The sequence below is a fragment of the Rhodococcus sp. FG69 genome, from assembly GCF_057808915.1.
In genome coordinates, this window is the sequence record NZ_JBMDIX010000004.1 from 37861 (window position 1) to 55531 (window position 17671).

General features: G+C 63.3%; 22 protein-coding genes. 12 read left to right on the plus strand and 10 right to left on the minus strand.

Annotated elements, in window-relative coordinates:
* Window positions 1-135 precede the first annotated feature (135 nt).
* From ACODSO_RS05060 to ACODSO_RS05080, 5 genes are all read left to right on the plus strand, one after another.
* A complete protein-coding gene (locus ACODSO_RS05060; RefSeq protein ID WP_489035512.1) occupies window positions 136-483 on the plus strand; it encodes an ArsR/SmtB family transcription factor in 348 nt (115 codons plus the stop codon).
* Window positions 480-971, plus strand: coding sequence for an SRPBCC family protein (locus tag ACODSO_RS05065; protein WP_489035514.1), 492 nt, complete (start codon window positions 480-482; stop codon window positions 969-971). The genes ACODSO_RS05060 and ACODSO_RS05065 overlap by 4 nt, the downstream gene beginning before the upstream one ends.
* Before the next feature lie 5 nt (window positions 972-976).
* A complete protein-coding gene (locus tag ACODSO_RS05070) occupies window positions 977-1381 on the plus strand; it encodes a VOC family protein (RefSeq protein WP_489035516.1) in 405 nt (134 codons plus the stop codon).
* Between the two features lie 60 nt (window positions 1382-1441).
* A complete protein-coding gene (locus tag ACODSO_RS05075) occupies window positions 1442-1843 on the plus strand; it encodes an NUDIX hydrolase (protein ID WP_489035518.1) in 402 nt (133 codons plus the stop codon).
* 74 nt (window positions 1844-1917) lie between these two features.
* A complete protein-coding gene (locus ACODSO_RS05080) occupies window positions 1918-2670 on the plus strand; it encodes an isocitrate lyase/PEP mutase family protein (protein WP_489035520.1) in 753 nt (250 codons plus the stop codon).
* A 56-nt stretch (window positions 2671-2726) separates the two neighbouring features.
* Here ACODSO_RS05080 and ACODSO_RS05085 read toward each other — a convergent pair whose 3' ends face one another.
* From ACODSO_RS05085 to ACODSO_RS05120, 8 genes are all read right to left on the minus strand, one after another.
* The gene (locus ACODSO_RS05085) at window positions 2727-4868 is read right to left on the minus strand and encodes an AAA family ATPase (protein WP_489035522.1); all 2142 of its coding nucleotides are present in this window, start codon (window positions 4866-4868) and stop codon (window positions 2727-2729) included.
* Entirely contained in the window at window positions 4865-5725 is an 861-nt protein-coding gene (pssA, locus tag ACODSO_RS05090) for a CDP-diacylglycerol--serine O-phosphatidyltransferase (protein WP_068380303.1), read from the minus strand. Before pssA ends, ACODSO_RS05085 begins: the two co-directional genes overlap by 4 nt.
* Window positions 5726-5738: 13 nt before the next feature.
* Window positions 5739-6455 carry a phosphatidylserine decarboxylase gene (locus ACODSO_RS05095; protein ID WP_489035524.1) on the minus strand — a complete coding sequence of 239 codons (717 nt, stop codon included), beginning with the start codon at window positions 6453-6455 and terminating at the stop codon, window positions 5739-5741.
* Window positions 6456-6556: 101 nt separating this feature from the next.
* Window positions 6557-6823, minus strand: coding sequence for a GlsB/YeaQ/YmgE family stress response membrane protein (locus ACODSO_RS05100; protein WP_068380309.1), 267 nt, complete (start codon window positions 6821-6823; stop codon window positions 6557-6559).
* A gap of 67 nt (window positions 6824-6890) precedes the next feature.
* A complete protein-coding gene (locus tag ACODSO_RS05105; RefSeq protein ID WP_489035526.1) occupies window positions 6891-7352 on the minus strand; it encodes an SRPBCC family protein in 462 nt (153 codons plus the stop codon).
* A 116-nt stretch (window positions 7353-7468) separates the two neighbouring features.
* Complete coding sequence (locus ACODSO_RS05110; RefSeq protein WP_489035528.1) at window positions 7469-8302, minus strand: DUF559 domain-containing protein; 834 nt, start codon at window positions 8300-8302, stop codon at window positions 7469-7471.
* A gap of 195 nt (window positions 8303-8497) precedes the next feature.
* Window positions 8498-9295: a DUF1206 domain-containing protein gene (locus ACODSO_RS05115; RefSeq protein ID WP_489035530.1), complete on the minus strand. Its 798-nt coding sequence runs from the start codon at window positions 9293-9295 to the stop codon at window positions 8498-8500.
* Between the two features lie 172 nt (window positions 9296-9467).
* Window positions 9468-9683, minus strand: a complete 216-nt coding sequence (locus ACODSO_RS05120; protein WP_489035532.1) for a hypothetical protein — start codon at window positions 9681-9683, stop codon at window positions 9468-9470.
* Between ACODSO_RS05120 and ACODSO_RS05125 the strand changes: the two genes are divergently transcribed.
* From ACODSO_RS05125 to ACODSO_RS05150, 6 genes are read left to right on the plus strand one after another with little or no spacing between them, the layout of a single operon-like run.
* Entirely contained in the window at window positions 9682-11337 is a 1656-nt protein-coding gene (locus ACODSO_RS05125) for an NAD(P)/FAD-dependent oxidoreductase (RefSeq protein WP_068380322.1), read from the plus strand. The genes ACODSO_RS05120 and ACODSO_RS05125 overlap by 2 nt on opposite strands.
* Window positions 11334-12776, plus strand: a complete 1443-nt coding sequence (locus ACODSO_RS05130) for an ATP-binding protein (protein WP_489035534.1) — start codon at window positions 11334-11336, stop codon at window positions 12774-12776. The genes ACODSO_RS05125 and ACODSO_RS05130 overlap by 4 nt, the downstream gene beginning before the upstream one ends.
* Window positions 12773-13123, plus strand: coding sequence for a UBP-type zinc finger domain-containing protein (locus tag ACODSO_RS05135; RefSeq protein WP_489035536.1), 351 nt, complete (start codon window positions 12773-12775; stop codon window positions 13121-13123). The genes ACODSO_RS05130 and ACODSO_RS05135 overlap by 4 nt, the downstream gene beginning before the upstream one ends.
* 1 nt (window position 13124) lies before the next feature.
* Complete coding sequence (locus ACODSO_RS05140) at window positions 13125-13544, plus strand: DUF1801 domain-containing protein (RefSeq protein ID WP_489035538.1); 420 nt, start codon at window positions 13125-13127, stop codon at window positions 13542-13544.
* Window positions 13541-14218 carry a GOLPH3/VPS74 family protein gene (locus tag ACODSO_RS05145; protein WP_489035540.1) on the plus strand — a complete coding sequence of 226 codons (678 nt, stop codon included), beginning with the start codon at window positions 13541-13543 and terminating at the stop codon, window positions 14216-14218. The genes ACODSO_RS05140 and ACODSO_RS05145 overlap by 4 nt, the downstream gene beginning before the upstream one ends.
* Before the next feature lie 40 nt (window positions 14219-14258).
* Window positions 14259-14864, plus strand: coding sequence for a DJ-1/PfpI family protein (locus tag ACODSO_RS05150; protein WP_489035542.1), 606 nt, complete (start codon window positions 14259-14261; stop codon window positions 14862-14864).
* Here ACODSO_RS05150 and ACODSO_RS05155 read toward each other — a convergent pair.
* Window positions 14844-15179, minus strand: coding sequence for a DoxX family protein (locus ACODSO_RS05155; protein ID WP_489035544.1), 336 nt, complete (start codon window positions 15177-15179; stop codon window positions 14844-14846). The two genes, ACODSO_RS05150 and ACODSO_RS05155, sit on opposite strands and share 21 nt — an antisense overlap.
* A gap of 100 nt (window positions 15180-15279) precedes the next feature.
* Between ACODSO_RS05155 and ACODSO_RS05160 the strand changes: the two genes are divergently transcribed.
* On the plus strand, window positions 15280-15615 hold the full coding sequence (locus ACODSO_RS05160; RefSeq protein ID WP_489035545.1) for a winged helix-turn-helix transcriptional regulator: 336 nt from the start codon (window positions 15280-15282) through the stop codon (window positions 15613-15615).
* Window positions 15616-15654: 39 nt separating this feature from the next.
* Here ACODSO_RS05160 and ACODSO_RS05165 read toward each other — a convergent pair whose 3' ends face one another.
* Window positions 15655-17550: a BCCT family transporter gene (locus tag ACODSO_RS05165; protein ID WP_489035547.1), complete on the minus strand. Its 1896-nt coding sequence runs from the start codon at window positions 17548-17550 to the stop codon at window positions 15655-15657.
* Between the last annotated feature and the right edge of the window lie 121 nt (window positions 17551-17671).

A 17671-nucleotide genomic window follows, 5' to 3' on the forward strand; every position in this document is an offset into this window, starting at 1 on the left:
TAAAGGTTGTGTCCATCCTACTTTGCGTGGTCGACGCGCTGCACTCGGCGTGAATCCGGCACAGCAGTCGTTGACGGGCGCGGCTCGGCAGCCTATCGTAATCAATGAGATAGTTGATAAAGGAGATCGTTGATTATGCCCGAGTCGGGTTCGAACAGTGACCGGCTCGACGAGGGCTTCATGGCGCTCGCCGATCCAGTTCGTCGGGCACTCGTCGCGCGCCTCAGTCGCGGCCCGCACACGGTGAACGACCTCGCCGAACCGTTCGAGATCAGCAAGCAAGCCATTTCACGTCATATTCAGGTCCTCGAGAACGCGGGCTTGGTGACGAGGTCACGCGACGCACAGCGTCGACCGGTCCACCTCGATTCCGCGCGGCTCGAGGAGCTGACCGAATGGATCGACAGGTATCGCATCATCCACGAACAGCAGTTCAGGAAGCTCGACGCGCTGCTGGCCACAACGAAGGAGCCGAAACCATGAGTAACCCCACCACGATCACCCTCCCCGAGGGGATGCCGTTCATTGCCATCTCACGTGAGTTCGACGCTCCCGTCGACGCCGTGTTTCGCGCCCACAAGGAACCCGAGCTCGTCAAGCAGTGGCTCGGTCCCAACGGCTACGACATGGAGATAGAGTGCTACGACTTCAGTACCGGTGGCAGATACAGGTACGTACACATCGATACGGACGGAAACCGCTACGCCTTCAACGGTGTCTTCCATGTGGTGCGCGAAAACGAGTTCGCGATCCAGACTTTCGAGTTCGAGGGGTACCCGGACGTGGTGAGTATCGAGGCGCTGACATTCGTCGATCTCGGTGACGGCCGTACTCGGCTGGACATTCACAGTGCATATCCGTCGCTGGAGTCGCGAGACGGCATGGCGCAGAGCGGAATGGAAAAGGGTGTGTCCGAGGGGTACGAGCGACTCGAGAAGATCGTCGCCGGACAGAGCGTCGGGGGAAAGTAACCGCAATGGACTGGACGCTGGAAGTCGTGATGGTGCCCGTTGCGGATCTGGACAGGTCCATCGAGTTCTACCGCGACCGGATCGGATTCGATCTCGACCACCACACCGTCAACGAGTTCATGACGGTTGCGCAGCTGACTCCCCGCGGATCGGGTTGCTCCATCGTCATCGGTACACTGTCGGCGCAGCAGCAGATGGCGCCCGGTTCGCTCAAGGGGCTACAGCTCGTGGTCGCCGACGCCTATGCGGCGCGCGAGGAGTTGGTCGGCCGAGGGGTGGAATGTGAGGAGATCACGGTGTTCGACGAGCGGGACGGGGGGACTCTCTTCGGGTTCGCCGATCCCGACGGGAACACGTGGGCGGTCCAGCAGATGAAGGTGCGCGGGGAGAAGCCGCTGATTCCGCGGTAAATTCGGGGCGTGAGTGGAGCCTGCGGAATGAACCATCGGGGCGTGAGTGGAGCCTGCGGAATGAATCGGATTCGCACTGCGGGGCTGGCGTTCGTCAGGGAGCGTCGGATGCTTCAGGCTCGCTCGGTCGGGAAGTCGGCGTTCTATATGGCGGGCGGCAAGATCGATCCTGGTGAGACACCCGAGGAGGCGTTGCATCGGGAGATTCGCGAGGAACTCGATTCCGATGTGGTCGGTGTCGAGTTCCTCGGCCTGTTCGAGTCCGAGGCGTGGGGTCATCCGTCCGGAACTCCGCTGGAGCTTCACTGCTTTCGAGCGAATTTGGCGTCGGAACCCACGCCTACCAGCGAGATCGCCGAGATTCGCTTCTTCACTCGCGACGAGTATGCGGCGATGCCGTTCGTCGCTCCGGGGTCGTTGATGGTGTTCGACCGAATGAAGGAGCTCGACCTGATCGATTGAAGGTGCTGCGTGGCTCGGGTAGGTTGGAATGCAGAGAACGCACGTTCTCTGCATTCGACCGCTAAGGAGCCTCAATGACGAGCTTGTCCCAGAAGGCCACAACCCTCCTCGAACTGCACAAGCCGGGGAACCCTGTCGTGCTCCCCACCGTGTGGGACGCGTGGTCGGCCAACCTTGCTGTCTCAGCAGGATTCGCTGCGCTCACCGTGGGCAGCCACCCAGTCTCCGATTCGATCGGAAAGCCCGACAACGAGGGCATCACGTTCGACGAACTGCTGGCTCGTATTTCCCAGATCAGCTCTGCCGTCGACGCTCCGCTGTCCGTGGACATCGAGTCGGGCTACGGCGAGGATCCCAAGCGGCTCATCGAGGGCTTGATTTCGGCTGGCGCTGTCGGTCTCAACATCGAAGACACCGTCCACAGCGAAGGTGGCCGACTCCGTGAGGCGCAGGAGCACGCGGACTTCGTCGGCGCGCTGCGTGCCGCATCCGACGCGACGGACGTGCACGTGGTCATCAACGCGCGGACCGACCTGTTCGTCAAGCAGGTCGGTGACGAGAGCGACCGCGTCGACCGGGCAATTGCACGCTTGAAGCTCGCTGCCGATGCAGGCGCCGACTCGCTCTACCCCGTCGGCTTCCACAACGATGCGGACTACACCCGCCTCGCCGAGGAGCTCCCGTTGCCCATCAACGCAATCGCCAACCCCGTCGATGGCGATCTTGCGCACTTCGCGTCGCTGGGAGTGGGCCGCATCAGTTTCGGGCCACTGTTCCAGGGTGCGCTCGCGGGGGAAGCGGCCAAGATGCTCGCTCGCTGGAAGTAGGCGGCTCCGCCGCCAGTGGCACGGTTAAGTGCACCAGGGTGCACCCAATCGTGCCACTAGCGCGTAGCGCTGTAGGCCTTCAAATGTTCGACCTGCTCGGGATCCAGCGACGGACGGACCGTCCGGCGCGCAACCTCGACATCGGCAGCGGTGACGTCGGTGGCCTCCATGGACCGACGCATCGCAGTCAGGGCGGCCTCACGGAGCAGTGCCGAGCAGTCCGCAGCGGAATACCCGTCGAGCCCTTCGGCAAGCGAATCCAGGTCGACGTCGTCCGCCAGCGGAATCGACTTGCCCGACGCCCGAAGGATGTCCTTGCGTGCGTCGGCATCCGGCGGTGGCACGAAGACCAGGCGTTCGAGGCGGCCCGGTCTGAGCAGTGCGGGATCGATGAGATCAGGCCGGTTGGTGGCCCCGAGGACTACGACATCACGCAGTGGTTCGACGCCATCCAGCTCGGTCAGGAGCGCCGCAACGACCCGATCTCCGACGCCGGAGTCCGAACTCTGTCCGCGTCGCGGTGCGAGTGCGTCGACTTCGTCGAGAAAGATCAGCGACGGTGCCGAGTCGCGTGCGCGTTGAAACAGTTCGCGTACAGCCTTTTCCGAGGATCCGACCCACTTGTCCATCAGTTCGGCACCTTTGACCGCGTGCACGCTGAGTTGGCCTGAGCTGGCAAGCGCACGGACGAGGAAGGTCTTTCCGCATCCGGGTGGACCGTAGAGGAGTACGCCGCGGGGAGGCTCGATTCCCAGGCGCGAGAACGAGTCCGGGTGCTGCAGCGGCCAGAGTACTGCCTCGGTGAGTGCCTGTTTGGTCTCGACCATGTCGCCGACGTCGTCGAGAGTGATGCTTCCGATAGCCAATTCCTCTGCCCCCGACCGGGACAGCGGACGAATGACCTCGAGTGCACCGAGGAGGTCTCGCTGGGTAATTCGTGGATCCGAGCTATCCGAACTGGCCCGTGATGCTGCCCGCAGAGCTGCTTCTCGGACGAGCGCGGCCAGGTCGGCCACGACGAAACCTGGTGTTCGTGACGCGATCTCGCCGAGCGCCAGGCTGTCGGTCGGCGATGTACGGAGGAGATGATCGAGCAGCGCGGTCCTGCCTGCTCCATCCGGTAAGGACAGTGTGAGTTCGCGATCGCACAGGTCCTGAGCGCGAAGCCTGGGATCGGTGGATTCGGGGTGCGCAGTGGTGGCGACGAACGCAATCCCGGGGGTGTCGACTGCGCGCCTGAGCTTATCGAGGACGAGCGTCGACGCCGGTTCCGTCGACGCCGGAAGTAGTGCGTCGATGTCGGAGATCAGCAGAACCCCGCCCCCGGAGAGGCTGTCGACGGCCGAGGATATGGCGTCGACCCGCGCGGGGGCGTCGAGTGCGCCGATCGAGGGGCCGTCGAGTTCGGTGACGGGACGGCCGGCCAGAACCGCGCGCGCAAGTGTCGCCTTTCCGACACCGGCGGGACCGGTGATCAACACACCCAGGTGTGGCGATGCGCCGAGCTTCGCCAGGAGTTCGGCCTCGTCGAGCGCGAGCCGTAGCCACTCGGACAGCTTCGCCCGCTGCGCGCTCACTCCCACCAGCTCGGTGATGGGAACGGCAGTCGCCACCGTTCGGACAGGTGTCGGCGCCCCTGCTTCGCCCCACGCCACTGCCGAGTTGGGTTGCACGCTGACCGGTCCATCGGTCGGGTCCGTCGACGAGACGGTCAGCAGCTCGGTGGTCCAGGCGACTCCGAAGGTCCGCGAAAGTGCTTGCGTAGCAGCACTCGTGCTCGTTCCGGGGCCGAGGTCGCGGGGGAGGAGCGAGACGGTGTCGCCGACGGTCAGTACCTTTCCGAGCAACGCCTGACGCAAGGTGCCGTCGGAAATCGACCCGGTCGCAAGCGTCGAGCCGGCCAGGCGCACCGATCTTGCTCCGTACACGGTGACCGGTGCAATCGCGATCGAGCCGTTTTCCTTGATTCCTGCGTTGGACAGAGTGACGTCGTCCAGCAGCGCCGTTCCCTGAGGGGTGTCCGACGGGGCTCGTCCGGCGACCGCGGCCGTACGACGCGCACCGATGAGCGCGATGGCATCCCATTCACGAATGCCGAGTGCAGCAAGCACTTCGGGATGCAAGCGCACGACGCCTCGTCTGGCATCGGCCGCCGAGGTGTTCAACCGAGCTGTCAGAACCAGCTCCGGCGTCGTCACAGCGGAGATCTCGGCCTACGAAGACCGAGTCGGGCGGCGGAACGTCGGTTGTTGCCGGGAGCGCGGCGGATCGCGCGTCGTTCTGCGCGTCGTTCGGCAGGCTTGGCATCCCATGTGTATGGGCGCGCGGCCACCCAGCGTTGCGAGCGGACCGCGAACGGTATGTGTGCGAGGTAGATCGCGACCAGCACCATCAGCAGCACCAGCGGAAAGGTGATCAACGCGGCCGCTGCCAGTGCGACCAGAATCAGCAAGGCTGCGGCCATGCGTGGCGGTACCGACACGGTCTTCAAGGCGAGGGTCGGGACGCGGCTGACCGCGAGAGCGGCTGTGAACACGGTCCACCCGCACACCACATAGAACGACGCCCACCACCCGTCGCCCCATTCCTGATACGCGGCGATCGGGGTGAGCACGATCAGGGCCCCTGCCGGTGCGGGCACACCGGTGAAGAACTCGCTCGCGTATCCGGGGGTGTCGTCGACTTCGAGCAGCGTGTTGAACCGAGCGAGGCGTAGCACCATGGCGACCGCGTAGACGAGCGCGATGATCCACCCGGTGCTCGAACCCTCCAACAGCGTCACGTACAGGACGAGCGCGGGCGCCACACCGAAGGAGATCGCGTCGGCCAGCGAATCGAGCTCTGCGCCGATCTTGCTGGTGGCGTCGAGCAGTCGAGCGATTCGTCCGTCGAGCGCGTCGAGAATCGCGGCCGCACCGATCATGGCGAGGGCGAAACCCAGCTGTCCTTCGAGGGCGAACTTCACTGCCGACAGCCCCGCGCAGAGCGCGAGGATGGTGACGACCGAGGGCAACAATCGCACAGCAGCGGGCGGCCGGGCGCGTCTGGTGATCATCCTTGAAGACCCTTTACTGAGGTAGCTCGGCGAGCACCGTTTCGGCGCCGACCGCTCGCTGACCGCGTTCGACCAGCAATGTGGTCCCGGCCGGGAAGTATGTGTCCACACGGGACCCGAATCGAATCAGCCCATAGGTGTCGCCGATCGACAGTGTGTCGCCGACCTTCGCGTTGTTGATGATCCGTCGAGCAATGAGACCTGCGATCTGCACGACGCCGACGTCATGACCGGACGGTGTGCGGATGTGCATGCTGTTCCGTTCGTTCACTTCGCTGGCCTCGGCAAGGTCGGCCGACTTGAACTGGCCTTTCCGGTGCACGACTTCGAGGACCTCGCCGCCGACGGGCACACGCTGTACGTGCACGTCGAGAACGGACAGGAAGATGCTCACTCGCGGTACTGCGTCGGTACCTAGATCGAGTTCGGCCGGGGGCACCGCTGTGTCGACGAGTGTGACGAGCCCGTCTGCGGGGGCCACCACGACACCGGGGCGATTGGGCGGAACGCGACTCGGATGCCGGAAGAACGTTGCGCACGCGCCTGCGGCGGTGAGCCCCGCACGACGGATCCACTTGTGTCTGCGACCGAGCACGGCGACTGCCAGCGGCCCGGCAACGAACGGGAATCCAGCTGGGTGCAGCGGGGGAACGCTCTCTTTCACCAGGTCGGCGACGTGCGCAATGCCGGTGCGGGGCGGTTGACCGATCGGGGTGGGACGGCGGGCCACTTCGCTCCTAGTACTGATCGACGTGCAGCTTCCAAACGGACACTGCCGGGGCTTCACACAGTACGTGAGAAGCCCCGGCAGTTGCGATGCGTGCTTAGGGGTCAGACCCGCGAGCGACCCATGACCAACTTGACGAGGAACAGAAGGATGCACGCGCCCAGAAGACAGGTCAGGAAGCTGAAGATCCAGCCTCCGCCTTCGACGTCGAGGAAGGTGCTGAGAATCCAGCCGCCGAGCAGTCCACCGATGATGCCGACGACGATGTTCAGGATGATGCCCATCTGGGCATCGGTCTTCATGATCTTGCTGCCGATCCAGCCGGCGAGTCCGCCGATGATGATCCAGCCGATGATGCTTAGGCCCAACATGTGGTGCCCCCTCTACTATGCCGAATGATGCTGAGAGGGACTGCCCGCAACGATCAACCTGCAAACATCATCTGCCTGCGAGTTCACTTTCCGACTTGATCCGCCGAAGGGTCTCGTTCATTCCGTCGATCAGCTCGACGTCGAACTTCTCGGTGCCGCCGAGGACTTTGCTGACGAGGAATCCGGACACCGCGCTGGTGCCGGTCGGTGCCTCGCGCTTCTCGACGACCGTGGTCCCGGTGCCGTTAGGGGTCAGTGTGTACGACCAGATCGTCTTGTTCTCGGTTATCCGGAACGCGATGGACTTGTTGGGGGCGAAGTCGACCACCTTCGCAGTGGTCGGCCATACGAGGAATCCTTTGCGGTTGACGTTGAGCGTGGTGGTGCCCTTACGGACGTCGCCACCGAAAACCTTCATCTTCTTGCACTGCGGACTCCATTCGCCCATGCGCTTCAGATCCGACACGACCTTCCATACCTGTTCCGGGCTGGCGTCGACGTCGATGCTGGCTTCCAGGGTCTTGCTCACGCGTACCTCCGAGATCGGTGAATGCAACCAGGCGTCACACACAATTCGACACAGCCTAGCCAGGCCCCTGGGCGCGGTGGAACAGTTGCGTCGAGATTGGTGGAAACGACGTGTCGTCACCTGCGGGCGGCGCGGCGTCGGCGAACCACCTCGGCGATCTGCCGGGCTACCTTCTCGGGGTGCGCCATCACGTCGACCGCAGAGAACCTCAGAACCAGCCAGCCGTCCAGCACCAACTCGTTCTGGCGCGTCCGATCTCTGCTGAACACTTCCGGGGCGCTGTGATACTCCCGACCATCGACCTCGACGATCACTCTGGCGAACTCGTCCACGAAGTCGCAGATGTAGGGGCCCACCCACACGTTCGTCTGCAGTCTTACTCCAAGCTGGATCAGCGCCCGATCGAGCACCCGCTCTGGTTCCGACGCGAATCCCATTGCTGCTTTGTCGATCTGGACCAGTGCGCGCGCATTGCCTCGTCGTCGTGGACTGTTGCGAATCAACGCCCGCACGTGATCGACATCCATCTCGGCGGCAAGCCGTTCGTCGACTATTCGCGAGACATCCGCCTGGGGCATGACTGCGCAGCAGTCGATCAGCGTGCGTTCTCGACCTACGACAGGTAGGCGCTGCACTTCGGTGGTCTCGCGGTCCGGTATCTCGCGGCGGTAGACGGTCAGCCACGAAGTCGAAGGGGCGCTCGAGTTCGGCGGGATAGTGGCTTCGACGCCGGGGGACTCGGGCACCCATCCGTACAGCCACGCTGCTGTGCGGTGACTGAGCAGCGCACCGGGTTGCCACAGAGTCACGGCATAGCAGCGGGCGATGCGCGTGGGTTCTTCCGCGCTGTAGATTTTAGGGAGGATGCGGTGATACCTGCGCGTGATGGTGCTGCTCGGTATTCCGGCCGCGACGAATTCGGCACGAGTCGCAACGCCATGTGGGTGCATGCGGATAAGCATCGGCTGGGAGGGAGTGGTGCCGGTGCGGCCGACCTGGGAAACGAAATTCCCTGTGGATAGCGGTCGCAGTTGGGGATGAATGAGCCTGGCGGCACAGTTGCGCCGAAATTACGTGGGATCCCGCGTGATGAGAGCGCAAGTGTGGCTTCCTGCTCATTTTCAGCCGGTTCTACGCGCGAGAAGTCACATCTTGGCGTACCGCGCGAGCACGAACGCGTACAACCCGTACAGCGCGATCCCGATCCCGGCGGCGACGAGCAACACCTGTCCGAACGGCTGCGAGCCCAATGTCTTGAGCGCCCCGTCGATGCCCGTCGCCTTGCTCGGGTCGGAGGTGAACACCGCGACGACGACGAGGCCACCGGCGCCGATCAGCGCTAGGCCTTTCGCGACGTAGCCTGCGATACCGAGACGCTCGACCGCCTTGCCGCTGTACCCCTCCAGGTCGTCGAGGAAGTTCTTCGACACGCCCTTGTAAACGTGGTATCCGCCGACGCCGACGACTACGAGGCCCACGACGATCAGCACGAGCTTGCCGAGGGTGTTCTCCATCAGCTGGGCGGTCATACTCGCGTTCTGCTGGCCGCTCGATTCACCGGATCCGCTCGCGAAGCCGTACGTCGACCATGCGAAGGCGATGTAGACGACGGCCAGCGCTGCGGCTTTGAGGCGGTCCATCGCGCTGCCGGCGTCCTCGTCGGACTTCTTGCCGACGATTGCTTCCATCACGCGCCACAGGGCGAGCGCCACGAACGCCACGACCGCAACCCACAGGGCGATCGATCCGCCAGGCTTGCTTCCGAGCTCGGCGAGGGCGCCGGATTGGTCGGCGTTGCCGCCCTGGCCGAATGCGAGTCGAATCGCGATGTAGCCGATCAGGATATGCAGCAGACCACTGACGAAGTGCCCGGCGCGGGCCGCCTTCTCGAAGAGGGCGCTGCTCTGGACGTTCTCGACGGCACCCGTTGGCGATGTATTCACTTCTAGCCCCTTTTCACGGTTATGGTCCTGCCTGTACCCACCGAGGCCCCTGAAGAAACTCGCCCCGCGCGCCTCACACAAAACCGGTAACGAGAGGCGAACACTGGTCGATAGAACGAACGAGGAACCAGGCCACAACCAGTATTTGTTCGGAGTGATAGATCGTGAACCTTCATTCGATCTTTTCTCGTCCAAGCTCGTCGGTGCCGCTGCTCGATTCGGCACGCATGAGCGGAAGCCCACGCACGTGGCCGAGTGAGAAGCTCGAGCGGCTACTGACTCCCCGCGAAATCGACATGATCATGCGAGGCCAGATCTGAGACCCGCGCAGGCTCGCCCCCGCAGCGGCATACTTGTAGCCAAGTAGAAGCCCGACCGGGAGGGTCATGAAGCCTGCAATCCTCAGCGTCGACGACGATCCGGGTGTATCTCGATCCGTCGCACGCGATCTCCGTCGTCACTACGGCGAGAACTACCGCATCATCCGGGCGGAATCCGGTGCTCAGGCACTCGATGCCCTCAAAGAACTCAAACTGCGCGGCCACCCGGTAGCAATACTGCTGGCCGATTACCGCATGCCACAGATGAATGGCATGGAATTCCTCGAACAGGCCATGGACCTGTACCCCCAGGCGCGACGCGTGTTGCTCACCGCATACGCGGACACAGACGCCGCGATCGACGCCATCAACGTCATCGACCTCGACTACTACCTCCTCAAGCCGTGGGATCCTCCCGAGGAAAAGCTCTACCCCGTGCTCGACGCCCAACTCGAGGCGTGGTGTTCCTCGGATCATCGGCCGATCGAGGAGACGAAGGTGGTCGGGCACCGCTGGTCGGCTCGGTCCTCGGAGGTTCGCGAATTCCTGGCCCGCAACCAGCTTCCGTATCGCTGGTACATGTCCGACGAACCGGAGGGCGCTCGCCTGTTGACCTCCGCAGGCGTCGACGACACGCACTGTCCCGTGGTCGTCACCTCCGACGGCAAGGCGCTGTGCGCTCCGTCCGATTCCGAGCTGGGCGAACATCTGGGGCTGACGACGACTCCGTCAGGTGAGTTCTACGATCTCGTGGTCATCGGCGGTGGTCCCGCAGGGTTGGGTGCAGCGCTGTACGGCGCGTCGGAAGGGCTTCGTACGACGCTCATCGAGCGGACGGCGACGGGTGGTCAGGCCGGCCAGAGTTCCCGCATCGAGAACTATCTCGGATTTCCCGACGGCGTCTCCGGTGCCCAGCTGGCCGAGCGAGCGCGTCGGCAAGCACTCAAGTTCGGCGCCGAGGTGGTGACGACGCAGGATGTGGTCGGTCTGGAAGCCAACGGCTCGGCTCGGACGGTCCGATTCGCCGACGGCCGCAGCATCGACGCGCAGACCGTGATCCTGTCGACGGGCGTGGCATATCGGCAACTGGCGACGCCTGGAATCGAGAACTTCACCGGCAGAGGCGTGTTCTACGGCTCGGCGATGACCGAAGCGGCGCGGTGCGCGGAACAGGACGTCTACATCGTCGGTGGCGCGAATTCCGCCGGTCAGGCCGCGGTCTATCTGGCACGCGGGGCGAAGTCGGTGACGATTCTGATCAGGGGGCAATCGCTCGAGGCGTCGATGTCGTACTACCTGATCAAGCAGATCGACGAGCACCCCAGAATCAGTGTGCGCACGTGTACCGAGGTGGTCGGCGTCGCCGGTGACGATCACCTCGAGTCGATCACGTTGCACAACAAGGCGACTGACTCCGAGGAGACGGTCGCTGCGCAGTATCTGTTTCTGTTCATCGGCGCGGCACCTCGAACCGAGTGGCTCGACGGCTTCGTCGTCCGCGACGAACACGGGTTCGTCGTCACCGGACCCGATCTGGTGGTCGACGGTCGAGGTCCTTCGGGGTGGGATCGCGACAGGCTGCCGCATCACCTGGAGACCAGTGTTCCCGGGGTTTTCGCGGCAGGGGACGTACGGTCCGACTCGGCGAAACGTGTCGCGTCGGCAGTGGGCGAAGGAGCGATGGCAGTGATGCTCGTACACAGATACCTGGCCAACCCGTGACCGGCCCACAGCTTTCGTGTAGCCCGGCCGAGCTGAAGACGCTCTTCCTGTTCGAGAAGCTGAGCGACGATCAGCTCGAGGAACTGTGCGAGCAAGGCCACGTGGAGATCATCGAGCCGGGCCCGGTGTTCGCCGAAGGTGAGCCGGCGACCTGCTTCTACGTGCTGATCGAAGGCTCGTTGGTCTTGTCCAAGCTGTCCGGTGGCGAGGATCTGGTGATCAGCCGGACCTCGCAGCGCGGTGTCTATGCCGGCGCCTGGCAGGCGTATCTGCGAGAGCGGGTCCCGCAGGTCTACCCGAGTTCGCTTCGGGTGACCGAGCCTTCGCGATTCTTCGTGCTCGACGCGGACTGCTTCGCCGAGATCGTCGCCGAGTGGTTCCCGATGGCACTTCATCTGTTGGAAGGCTTGTTCATCGGGGCTCGCAACACCAAGCAGATCGTCGATCAGCGGGAACGGCTTCTGGCGTTGGGTTCGTTGTCGGCAGGGCTGACCCACGAGCTCAACAACCCTGCAGCAGCAGCTGTTCGGGCGACGTCGGCGCTGCGTGACCGAGTCGCGCACATGCGGCAGAAGCTGAAGATGATCGCGAACGGCTCGCTCGATCGCACGTCGCTCACCTCCCTCGTCGGGCTGCAGGAAGAAGCCGTCGAACTTGTCGCGAAAGCACCCAAACTGACGCCGCTCGAAGCGTCGGATCGGGAGGACGAGCTCGGTGATTGGTTCGACGACCACGACATCGCGGGAGGTTGGGATTTGGCGCCGACGTTCGTGCAGGCGGGACTCGACGTGGCGTGGCTCGAGAAGGTGGCTGCGACGGTCGACGAGTCCAAGACTCTCGAAGGTGCGATCAGATGGCTCAACTACACCGTGGAAACGGAGTTGTTGATGAACGAGATCGCCGATTCGACAACGCGGGTGTCCACGCTCGTAGGAGCCGCGAAGCAGTATTCGCAGATGGACCGGGCGCCCTATCAGACCGTCGATATTCGTGAACTACTCGACAGCACACTGGTGATGCTCGCTCGAAAGATCGGTGACGACATCGCCGTCGTCAAGGAATACGATCCCGCCGTACCGCCGATCCCCGCCTATGCAGCCGAGTTGAACCAGGTGTGGACCAACCTCATCGACAATGCGGTTCAGGCGATGGACGGAGTCGGAACCCTCACCGTGCGTACCGTTCTCGATCACGACCAGGTTCAGATCGAAATCTGTGACACCGGTCCCGGAGTGCCCGACGCGATCAAGTCTCGAATCTTCGAGCCGTTCTTCACCACCAAACCGGTGGGTGAAGGAACCGGCCTCGGTTTGGACATCTCGTGGCGGATCGTCGTCAAGAAACATCAGGGAGATCTGAACCTCACATCCGAGCCCGGAGACACCCGATTCATCGTCAGGCTACCGATAGATCCTGCACACGATCAGGAGGATTCATGAGCGATCCAATACCGGGGATCGATACCGAAGTTCCACCCTCGGGGCCGGGCTGCGTGGAATGTGCTGCGTCGGAGGGATGGTGGTTTCACCTCCGCCGCTGTGCGCAGTGCGGGCATATCGGATGCTGTGATTCCTCGCCATCGCAACATGCGAGCAAGCACGCCGAGAGCACAGGCCACCAGTTCATCCGGAGCTTCGAACCGGGCGAGAGTTGGTACTACAGCTACGCCGACGAGCAGATGTACGACGGGCCGGATCTCGCTCCGCCGCAGCATCATCCACTCGATCAGTCCACACCTGGTCCGCAGGATCTGGTGCCATCGAACTGGCAGCGATACCTGAACTGACATGAGCAAGAACAAGACAGAGCCGAGCGACGTCGACGTCCGTGCCTGGCTGGACAGTGTCGAACATCCGGTGCGCCGCGCGGATGGGCTCGCGCTGCACGAGGCATTCGCCCGCATCACCGGACAGCCTGCCGTGATGTGGGGTCCGACGATGGTCGGCTACGGCGCCTATCACTACCGCTACGACACCGGCCGTGAGGGTGACGCACTGGCAGTGGGGTTTTCGCCGAGAAAGGCGTCGCTCGCCATCTACGGCCTCACGTATGCACCGGATTCGAAGGCGCTGCTCGATACGCTGGGCAAGCACAAGACCGGCGCGGGCTGCCTGTATGTCAACACACTCGCCGACATCGACGTCGCTGTCCTGGAGCATATGATCGAGGTGTCCTACCCCTACGTCGTGGGTACCCTCGGGGTATGACGCTGATCGCAGAGGACGTGTTCCTGCTTCTGGTCGACGACAGCAGCGGTAAGCCGATAGTCGACAGCACGAAGTTCCCTCGCGTACTCGCCGGTGGCCTGGTGCTCGAGCTGGCGATGAACGGGTCGGTTCGCATCACCGTCAAGGGTGAGCAGGTCAAGGAAGGCCGATTGGTGGTGTCCGGCCCACCGCCACCCGATCCGCTTCTCGCGCGAGCGCACGCGCTCATCGGAACCGAGAAGAATCCGATGAAGCCGCAGAAGGCAATCGAGAAGCTGCAGAAGAACCTGCAGAAGGAAGTCGGATCTCGGCTCGCGCAGCAGGGCTTCGTGACCGAGAGGCACGACAAGATCCTCGGACTGTTCCCGTCGACCAGCTGGCCGGCCCTGGATACGACGCGAAAGAACTGGGCGCGTCAGTGGATCGGCAATTCCATCGTCGACGGTACGACCCCGACGCCGGAGATATCCGCGCTGATTTCCCTGGTATCGGCAATCGATGCCGTGCCCAAGGTTCTGCCGGGCGTCGACAAGAAGATGGCGAAGGCGCGGGCCAAGCACATTGCCGAGGGTGAATGGGCAAGTGCGGCCGTGCGGAAGGCGGTTCAGGACGTCAACGCCGCGGTCATGGCGGCCGTGATGGTGCCGATCATCGTGTCGACGACGTCGAGCTGAGCTATCCCCAGCTGACCTGGCGCCGTTAGGATCCTCCGGTATGACGCGCTCGCTGGCAATTCTGATGTTCGACGAGGTCGAGGTTCTCGACGCCTGTGGACCGTTCGAGGTCTTCTCGGTGGCGAACCGAGTCACGACGAGGGCCGGCGGCGAACCCGCATTCGAGGTTGTGTTGGTCGGCGTCGACGACGGTCCCGTCCGCGCGCGAGGGGGTATGCGCATCGCGGTCGACACCACGATCGCGGACGAGCGCCACTACGACGTCGTTCTGGTGCCCGGTGGCGTCGTCGATGAAGTATCGGCGAATGTAGCAGCACTATCCTGGATCGAAGAACATTCGACGGCAACAGAATTGGTCGCATCGGTGTGTACCGGCGCATTCTTGCTGGCCCAGGCCGGAGTTCTGGATTCGCGACCGGTGACGACGCACTGGGAAGACATCGAGGACTTACGACGCCAGTGGCCGGAACTCGATGTACGCGAGGACGTTCGGTACCTCGATCACGGTGACATCGCGACGTCGGCCGGCATCAGTGCCGGCCTCGATCTCGCCCTTCACCTGGTCGCGCGGTTGGTGAGCGCCGAGGTGGCGACGCTCACCGCGCGGCAGATGCAGTACGACTGGTCAGACGGTCAGCAGACGTAGAACCAACGCGGCGATTGCGACGACAGCGAGGAAAGCTGCCGGGCCGACCCCGGAAATGTCCTTTACCCGCAGGTGCGCGATGACGGCACCGACGAAGTACAGAATCACTCCGATGGCTGCCGCGACACCGATAGGCCACCAGAAGAGGCCGACTACGAGTCCGATCGCACCAGCGATTTCCAAGTAGGCGAGGATAGCGATCTTGTCGACGGGAACGCCGACCTTTTCCATGCCGGGGATTACGGAGTCGCTCTTGGTCAGCTTGCCTACAGCCGACATCACGAGCGCACAAGCCAGGAAGATCGAAACGATCATGGTTGCAATGAACATGGCAGCCGCAGGGCCTCTTTTCCGAAGTCGCTAGCAAAAACAGAGTGGCACGTCAGACAGTAGCACCTTCGGTAGTGTGGAGGGCATGGCCAGCGGTGAAGAGCACGACGTGCGTGCGTGCGACGGTGCGCTGGCCCGCGCCTTCAAGTTCTTGGGCAAACGATGGAACGGGATCATCCTCGCGACGCTCATGAACGGACCTACCGGTTTCGCGCAGCTGCGACGGTCGGTGGTGGGGATCAGTGATTCGGTACTGTCCGAGAGGCTGGGGGAGCTCACCCGTGCCGGCCTCGTGGACCGGAACGTGGACGAGGGACCGCCGATCTCCGTCGAGTATCGGTTGACGCCGTCCGGGAACGCGCTGCTGCCGGCGCTTCATGAACTGTCCGTCTGGGCCGAGGCGAACTTGACCGACACATGAGAAGGGGGGCGGCCCCTTCTTGTATGTTGCTCGCTGTCGTTACGAGTTCGACTGCGTCTGTCCCTCATGGGAATCCGCGAACTCCTGGGTGTCGAACACCTCTCCGCCCAGTGGGTCCACAGGGCCGCTGTTCGCCGAGTATTCGACTTCTCCGGTCTCTGGGTGGACTTCCAGTGACTCGCTGTGCACCTCGTGCACCGCGAGCACGACGTCGCCCTCTCGAGGAGTGGGGACTCCTGCCCGTGACGGACTCAGACCTGCGAACGTCGACGAGATACCTGCTCCCCGAAAACGTTTTGTATTTCGAACGGCTGCACCCGATGTCGGCGACGCTGTTTCCACAGGCTCTTCGGATTCGGTCGTCGTCGATGTCTGGGTGACGCGGACGTAGCGAGGCGTTGTCGCAACGTCGTAGCGGAAAGCCTTGAGCATGGACACACAGGCCAATACCAGGATGATCGAGAACGGTACAGCCGTCGCGATCGACATCGTCTGCAGGGCAGTGAGCGAACCGGCTCCGCCGATCAGAAGCAGGATCGCTGCGACGACGCCTTCGAGAACCGACCAGTACATGCGGGTGATCTTCGGGGTATCGAGATCGCCTCCGGTAGAGAGGATGTCGATGACGAGTGAACCCGAGTCCGACGACGTCACGAAGAAGAACACGATGACCAGAATTGCCAGCACGCTGGTGATGATCCCCAGCGGGAGCCCGTCGAGCAGCTGGAAGAGGCTGGTGTTGGTATCGACTGCGCCGTCGACGAGCATGTCGCCTTGCTCGCGCTGCCGGAGAATGCCGGCGTCACCGAAGATGGTGAACCACAGCGAGCCGATGACGGTCGGTGCCAGAAGCACGCCGAACACGAATTCGCGAATGGTGCGACCGCGTGAGATGCGGGCGATGAACATACCGACGAACGGCGCCCAGCTCATCCACCATCCCCAGTAGAAGATGGTCCAGGAACCCGCCCAGCCGTCGTCGGAGAACGGGGAGGTGCGCAGCATCAGCTCGGGGAGTGCTTGGACGTAGCCGCCGAGGTTCTGCACCCAGGATTGAAGGAGAAACAGCGTCGGTCCGAGAATCAGCACGAACAGCGCAAGGCCGGCCGCCATTCCCATGTTGATATTGGACAGCCACTTGAGTCCCTTGGAGACGCCGGACACAACGGAGAACGTCGCGAGGCCGGTCACGAATGCAATGAGAATGACCGTCGACCAGTTGTTGGTATCGACCCACCCGAGGTACTCGAGTCCTGCAGAAATCTGTTGGACGCCGAAACCGAGCGAGGTGGCGACGCCGAACAACGTACCGACAATTGCGATGGTGTCGATCGCGTGTCCGATCGCACCTTCGATCCGCTTACGTCCCAGCAGAGGCTCGAGAAGCCAGCGGATCGAGAGCGGACGTCCCTTGCGGTAGGTCATGTATGCGAGACCGAGTCCGACGACGACGTAGATGGCCCACGCGTGCAGACCCCAGTGGAAGAGGGTCAGCTCCATCGCCTGATTGGCGGCGGCATCGGTCGACCCTGCGACGCCCCCGGCCTCCGGCGGCACCACGTAGTGCGACAGAGGCTCCGCGACGCCGTAGAACACCAGGCCGATGCCCATGCCTGCGCTGAAGAGCATCGCGAACCACGACAGCACCCCGAATTCGGGCTTCTCGTCGTCGCGTCCGAGTCGGATGTTGCCGACACGACTCACACCGCAGTAGATGGCGAAGACCACGAACCCGGTTGCGCTGAGGATGTACCACCACCCGACACCGTCGGTGATTGCGGCGTTGAGCGATTCGAACGCGCCTTCGGCCGTTCCCGCGAAGACTACGGCGAACGTGATCATCACGAAGATCACGATGGACGCTGGAATGAAGACCGGCTTACGGAGGCCGGCCCACGCTTCCTTGACTGCGTTGGGTTTCTTGTCTGAACTCATTGGCGCTTCCGTCCTCACAATTTCGTATGCGAATCGTGGACGGCGGCCGATGCTTGGCCACTCGGTTCGAGGTGCGGCGACCGTGCCGGGCCGACCACTATCGGTTCTCGTGCTTTTTCCC

Excerpts from the sequence above, each read along its gene's own strand:
- ACODSO_RS05060 (WP_489035512.1), top strand. The coding sequence starts at position 136 with ATGCCCGAGTCGGGTTCGAACAGTGACCGGCTCGACGAGGGCTTCATG.
- ACODSO_RS05065 (WP_489035514.1), top strand. The coding sequence starts at position 480 with ATGAGTAACCCCACCACGATCACCCTCCCCGAGGGGATGCCGTTCATT.
- ACODSO_RS05070 (WP_489035516.1), top strand. The coding sequence starts at position 977 with ATGGACTGGACGCTGGAAGTCGTGATGGTGCCCGTTGCGGATCTGGAC.
- ACODSO_RS05075 (WP_489035518.1), top strand. The coding sequence starts at position 1,442 with ATGAATCGGATTCGCACTGCGGGGCTGGCGTTCGTCAGGGAGCGTCGG.
- ACODSO_RS05080 (WP_489035520.1), top strand. The coding sequence starts at position 1,918 with ATGACGAGCTTGTCCCAGAAGGCCACAACCCTCCTCGAACTGCACAAG.
- pssA (WP_068380303.1), bottom strand. The coding sequence starts at position 5,725 with ATGATCACCAGACGCGCCCGGCCGCCCGCTGCTGTGCGATTGTTGCCC.
- ACODSO_RS05100 (WP_068380309.1), bottom strand. The coding sequence starts at position 6,823 with ATGTTGGGCCTAAGCATCATCGGCTGGATCATCATCGGCGGACTCGCC.
- ACODSO_RS05110 (WP_489035528.1), bottom strand. The coding sequence starts at position 8,302 with ATGCACCCACATGGCGTTGCGACTCGTGCCGAATTCGTCGCGGCCGGA.
- ACODSO_RS05125 (WP_068380322.1), top strand. The coding sequence starts at position 9,682 with ATGAAGCCTGCAATCCTCAGCGTCGACGACGATCCGGGTGTATCTCGA.
- ACODSO_RS05120 (WP_489035532.1), bottom strand. The coding sequence starts at position 9,683 with ATGACCCTCCCGGTCGGGCTTCTACTTGGCTACAAGTATGCCGCTGCG.
- ACODSO_RS05135 (WP_489035536.1), top strand. The coding sequence starts at position 12,773 with ATGAGCGATCCAATACCGGGGATCGATACCGAAGTTCCACCCTCGGGG.
- ACODSO_RS05140 (WP_489035538.1), top strand. The coding sequence starts at position 13,125 with ATGAGCAAGAACAAGACAGAGCCGAGCGACGTCGACGTCCGTGCCTGG.
- ACODSO_RS05145 (WP_489035540.1), top strand. The coding sequence starts at position 13,541 with ATGACGCTGATCGCAGAGGACGTGTTCCTGCTTCTGGTCGACGACAGC.
- ACODSO_RS05150 (WP_489035542.1), top strand. The coding sequence starts at position 14,259 with ATGACGCGCTCGCTGGCAATTCTGATGTTCGACGAGGTCGAGGTTCTC.
- ACODSO_RS05155 (WP_489035544.1), bottom strand. The coding sequence starts at position 15,179 with ATGATCGTTTCGATCTTCCTGGCTTGTGCGCTCGTGATGTCGGCTGTA.
- ACODSO_RS05160 (WP_489035545.1), top strand. The coding sequence starts at position 15,280 with ATGGCCAGCGGTGAAGAGCACGACGTGCGTGCGTGCGACGGTGCGCTG.
- ACODSO_RS05165 (WP_489035547.1), bottom strand. The coding sequence starts at position 17,550 with ATGAGTTCAGACAAGAAACCCAACGCAGTCAAGGAAGCGTGGGCCGGC.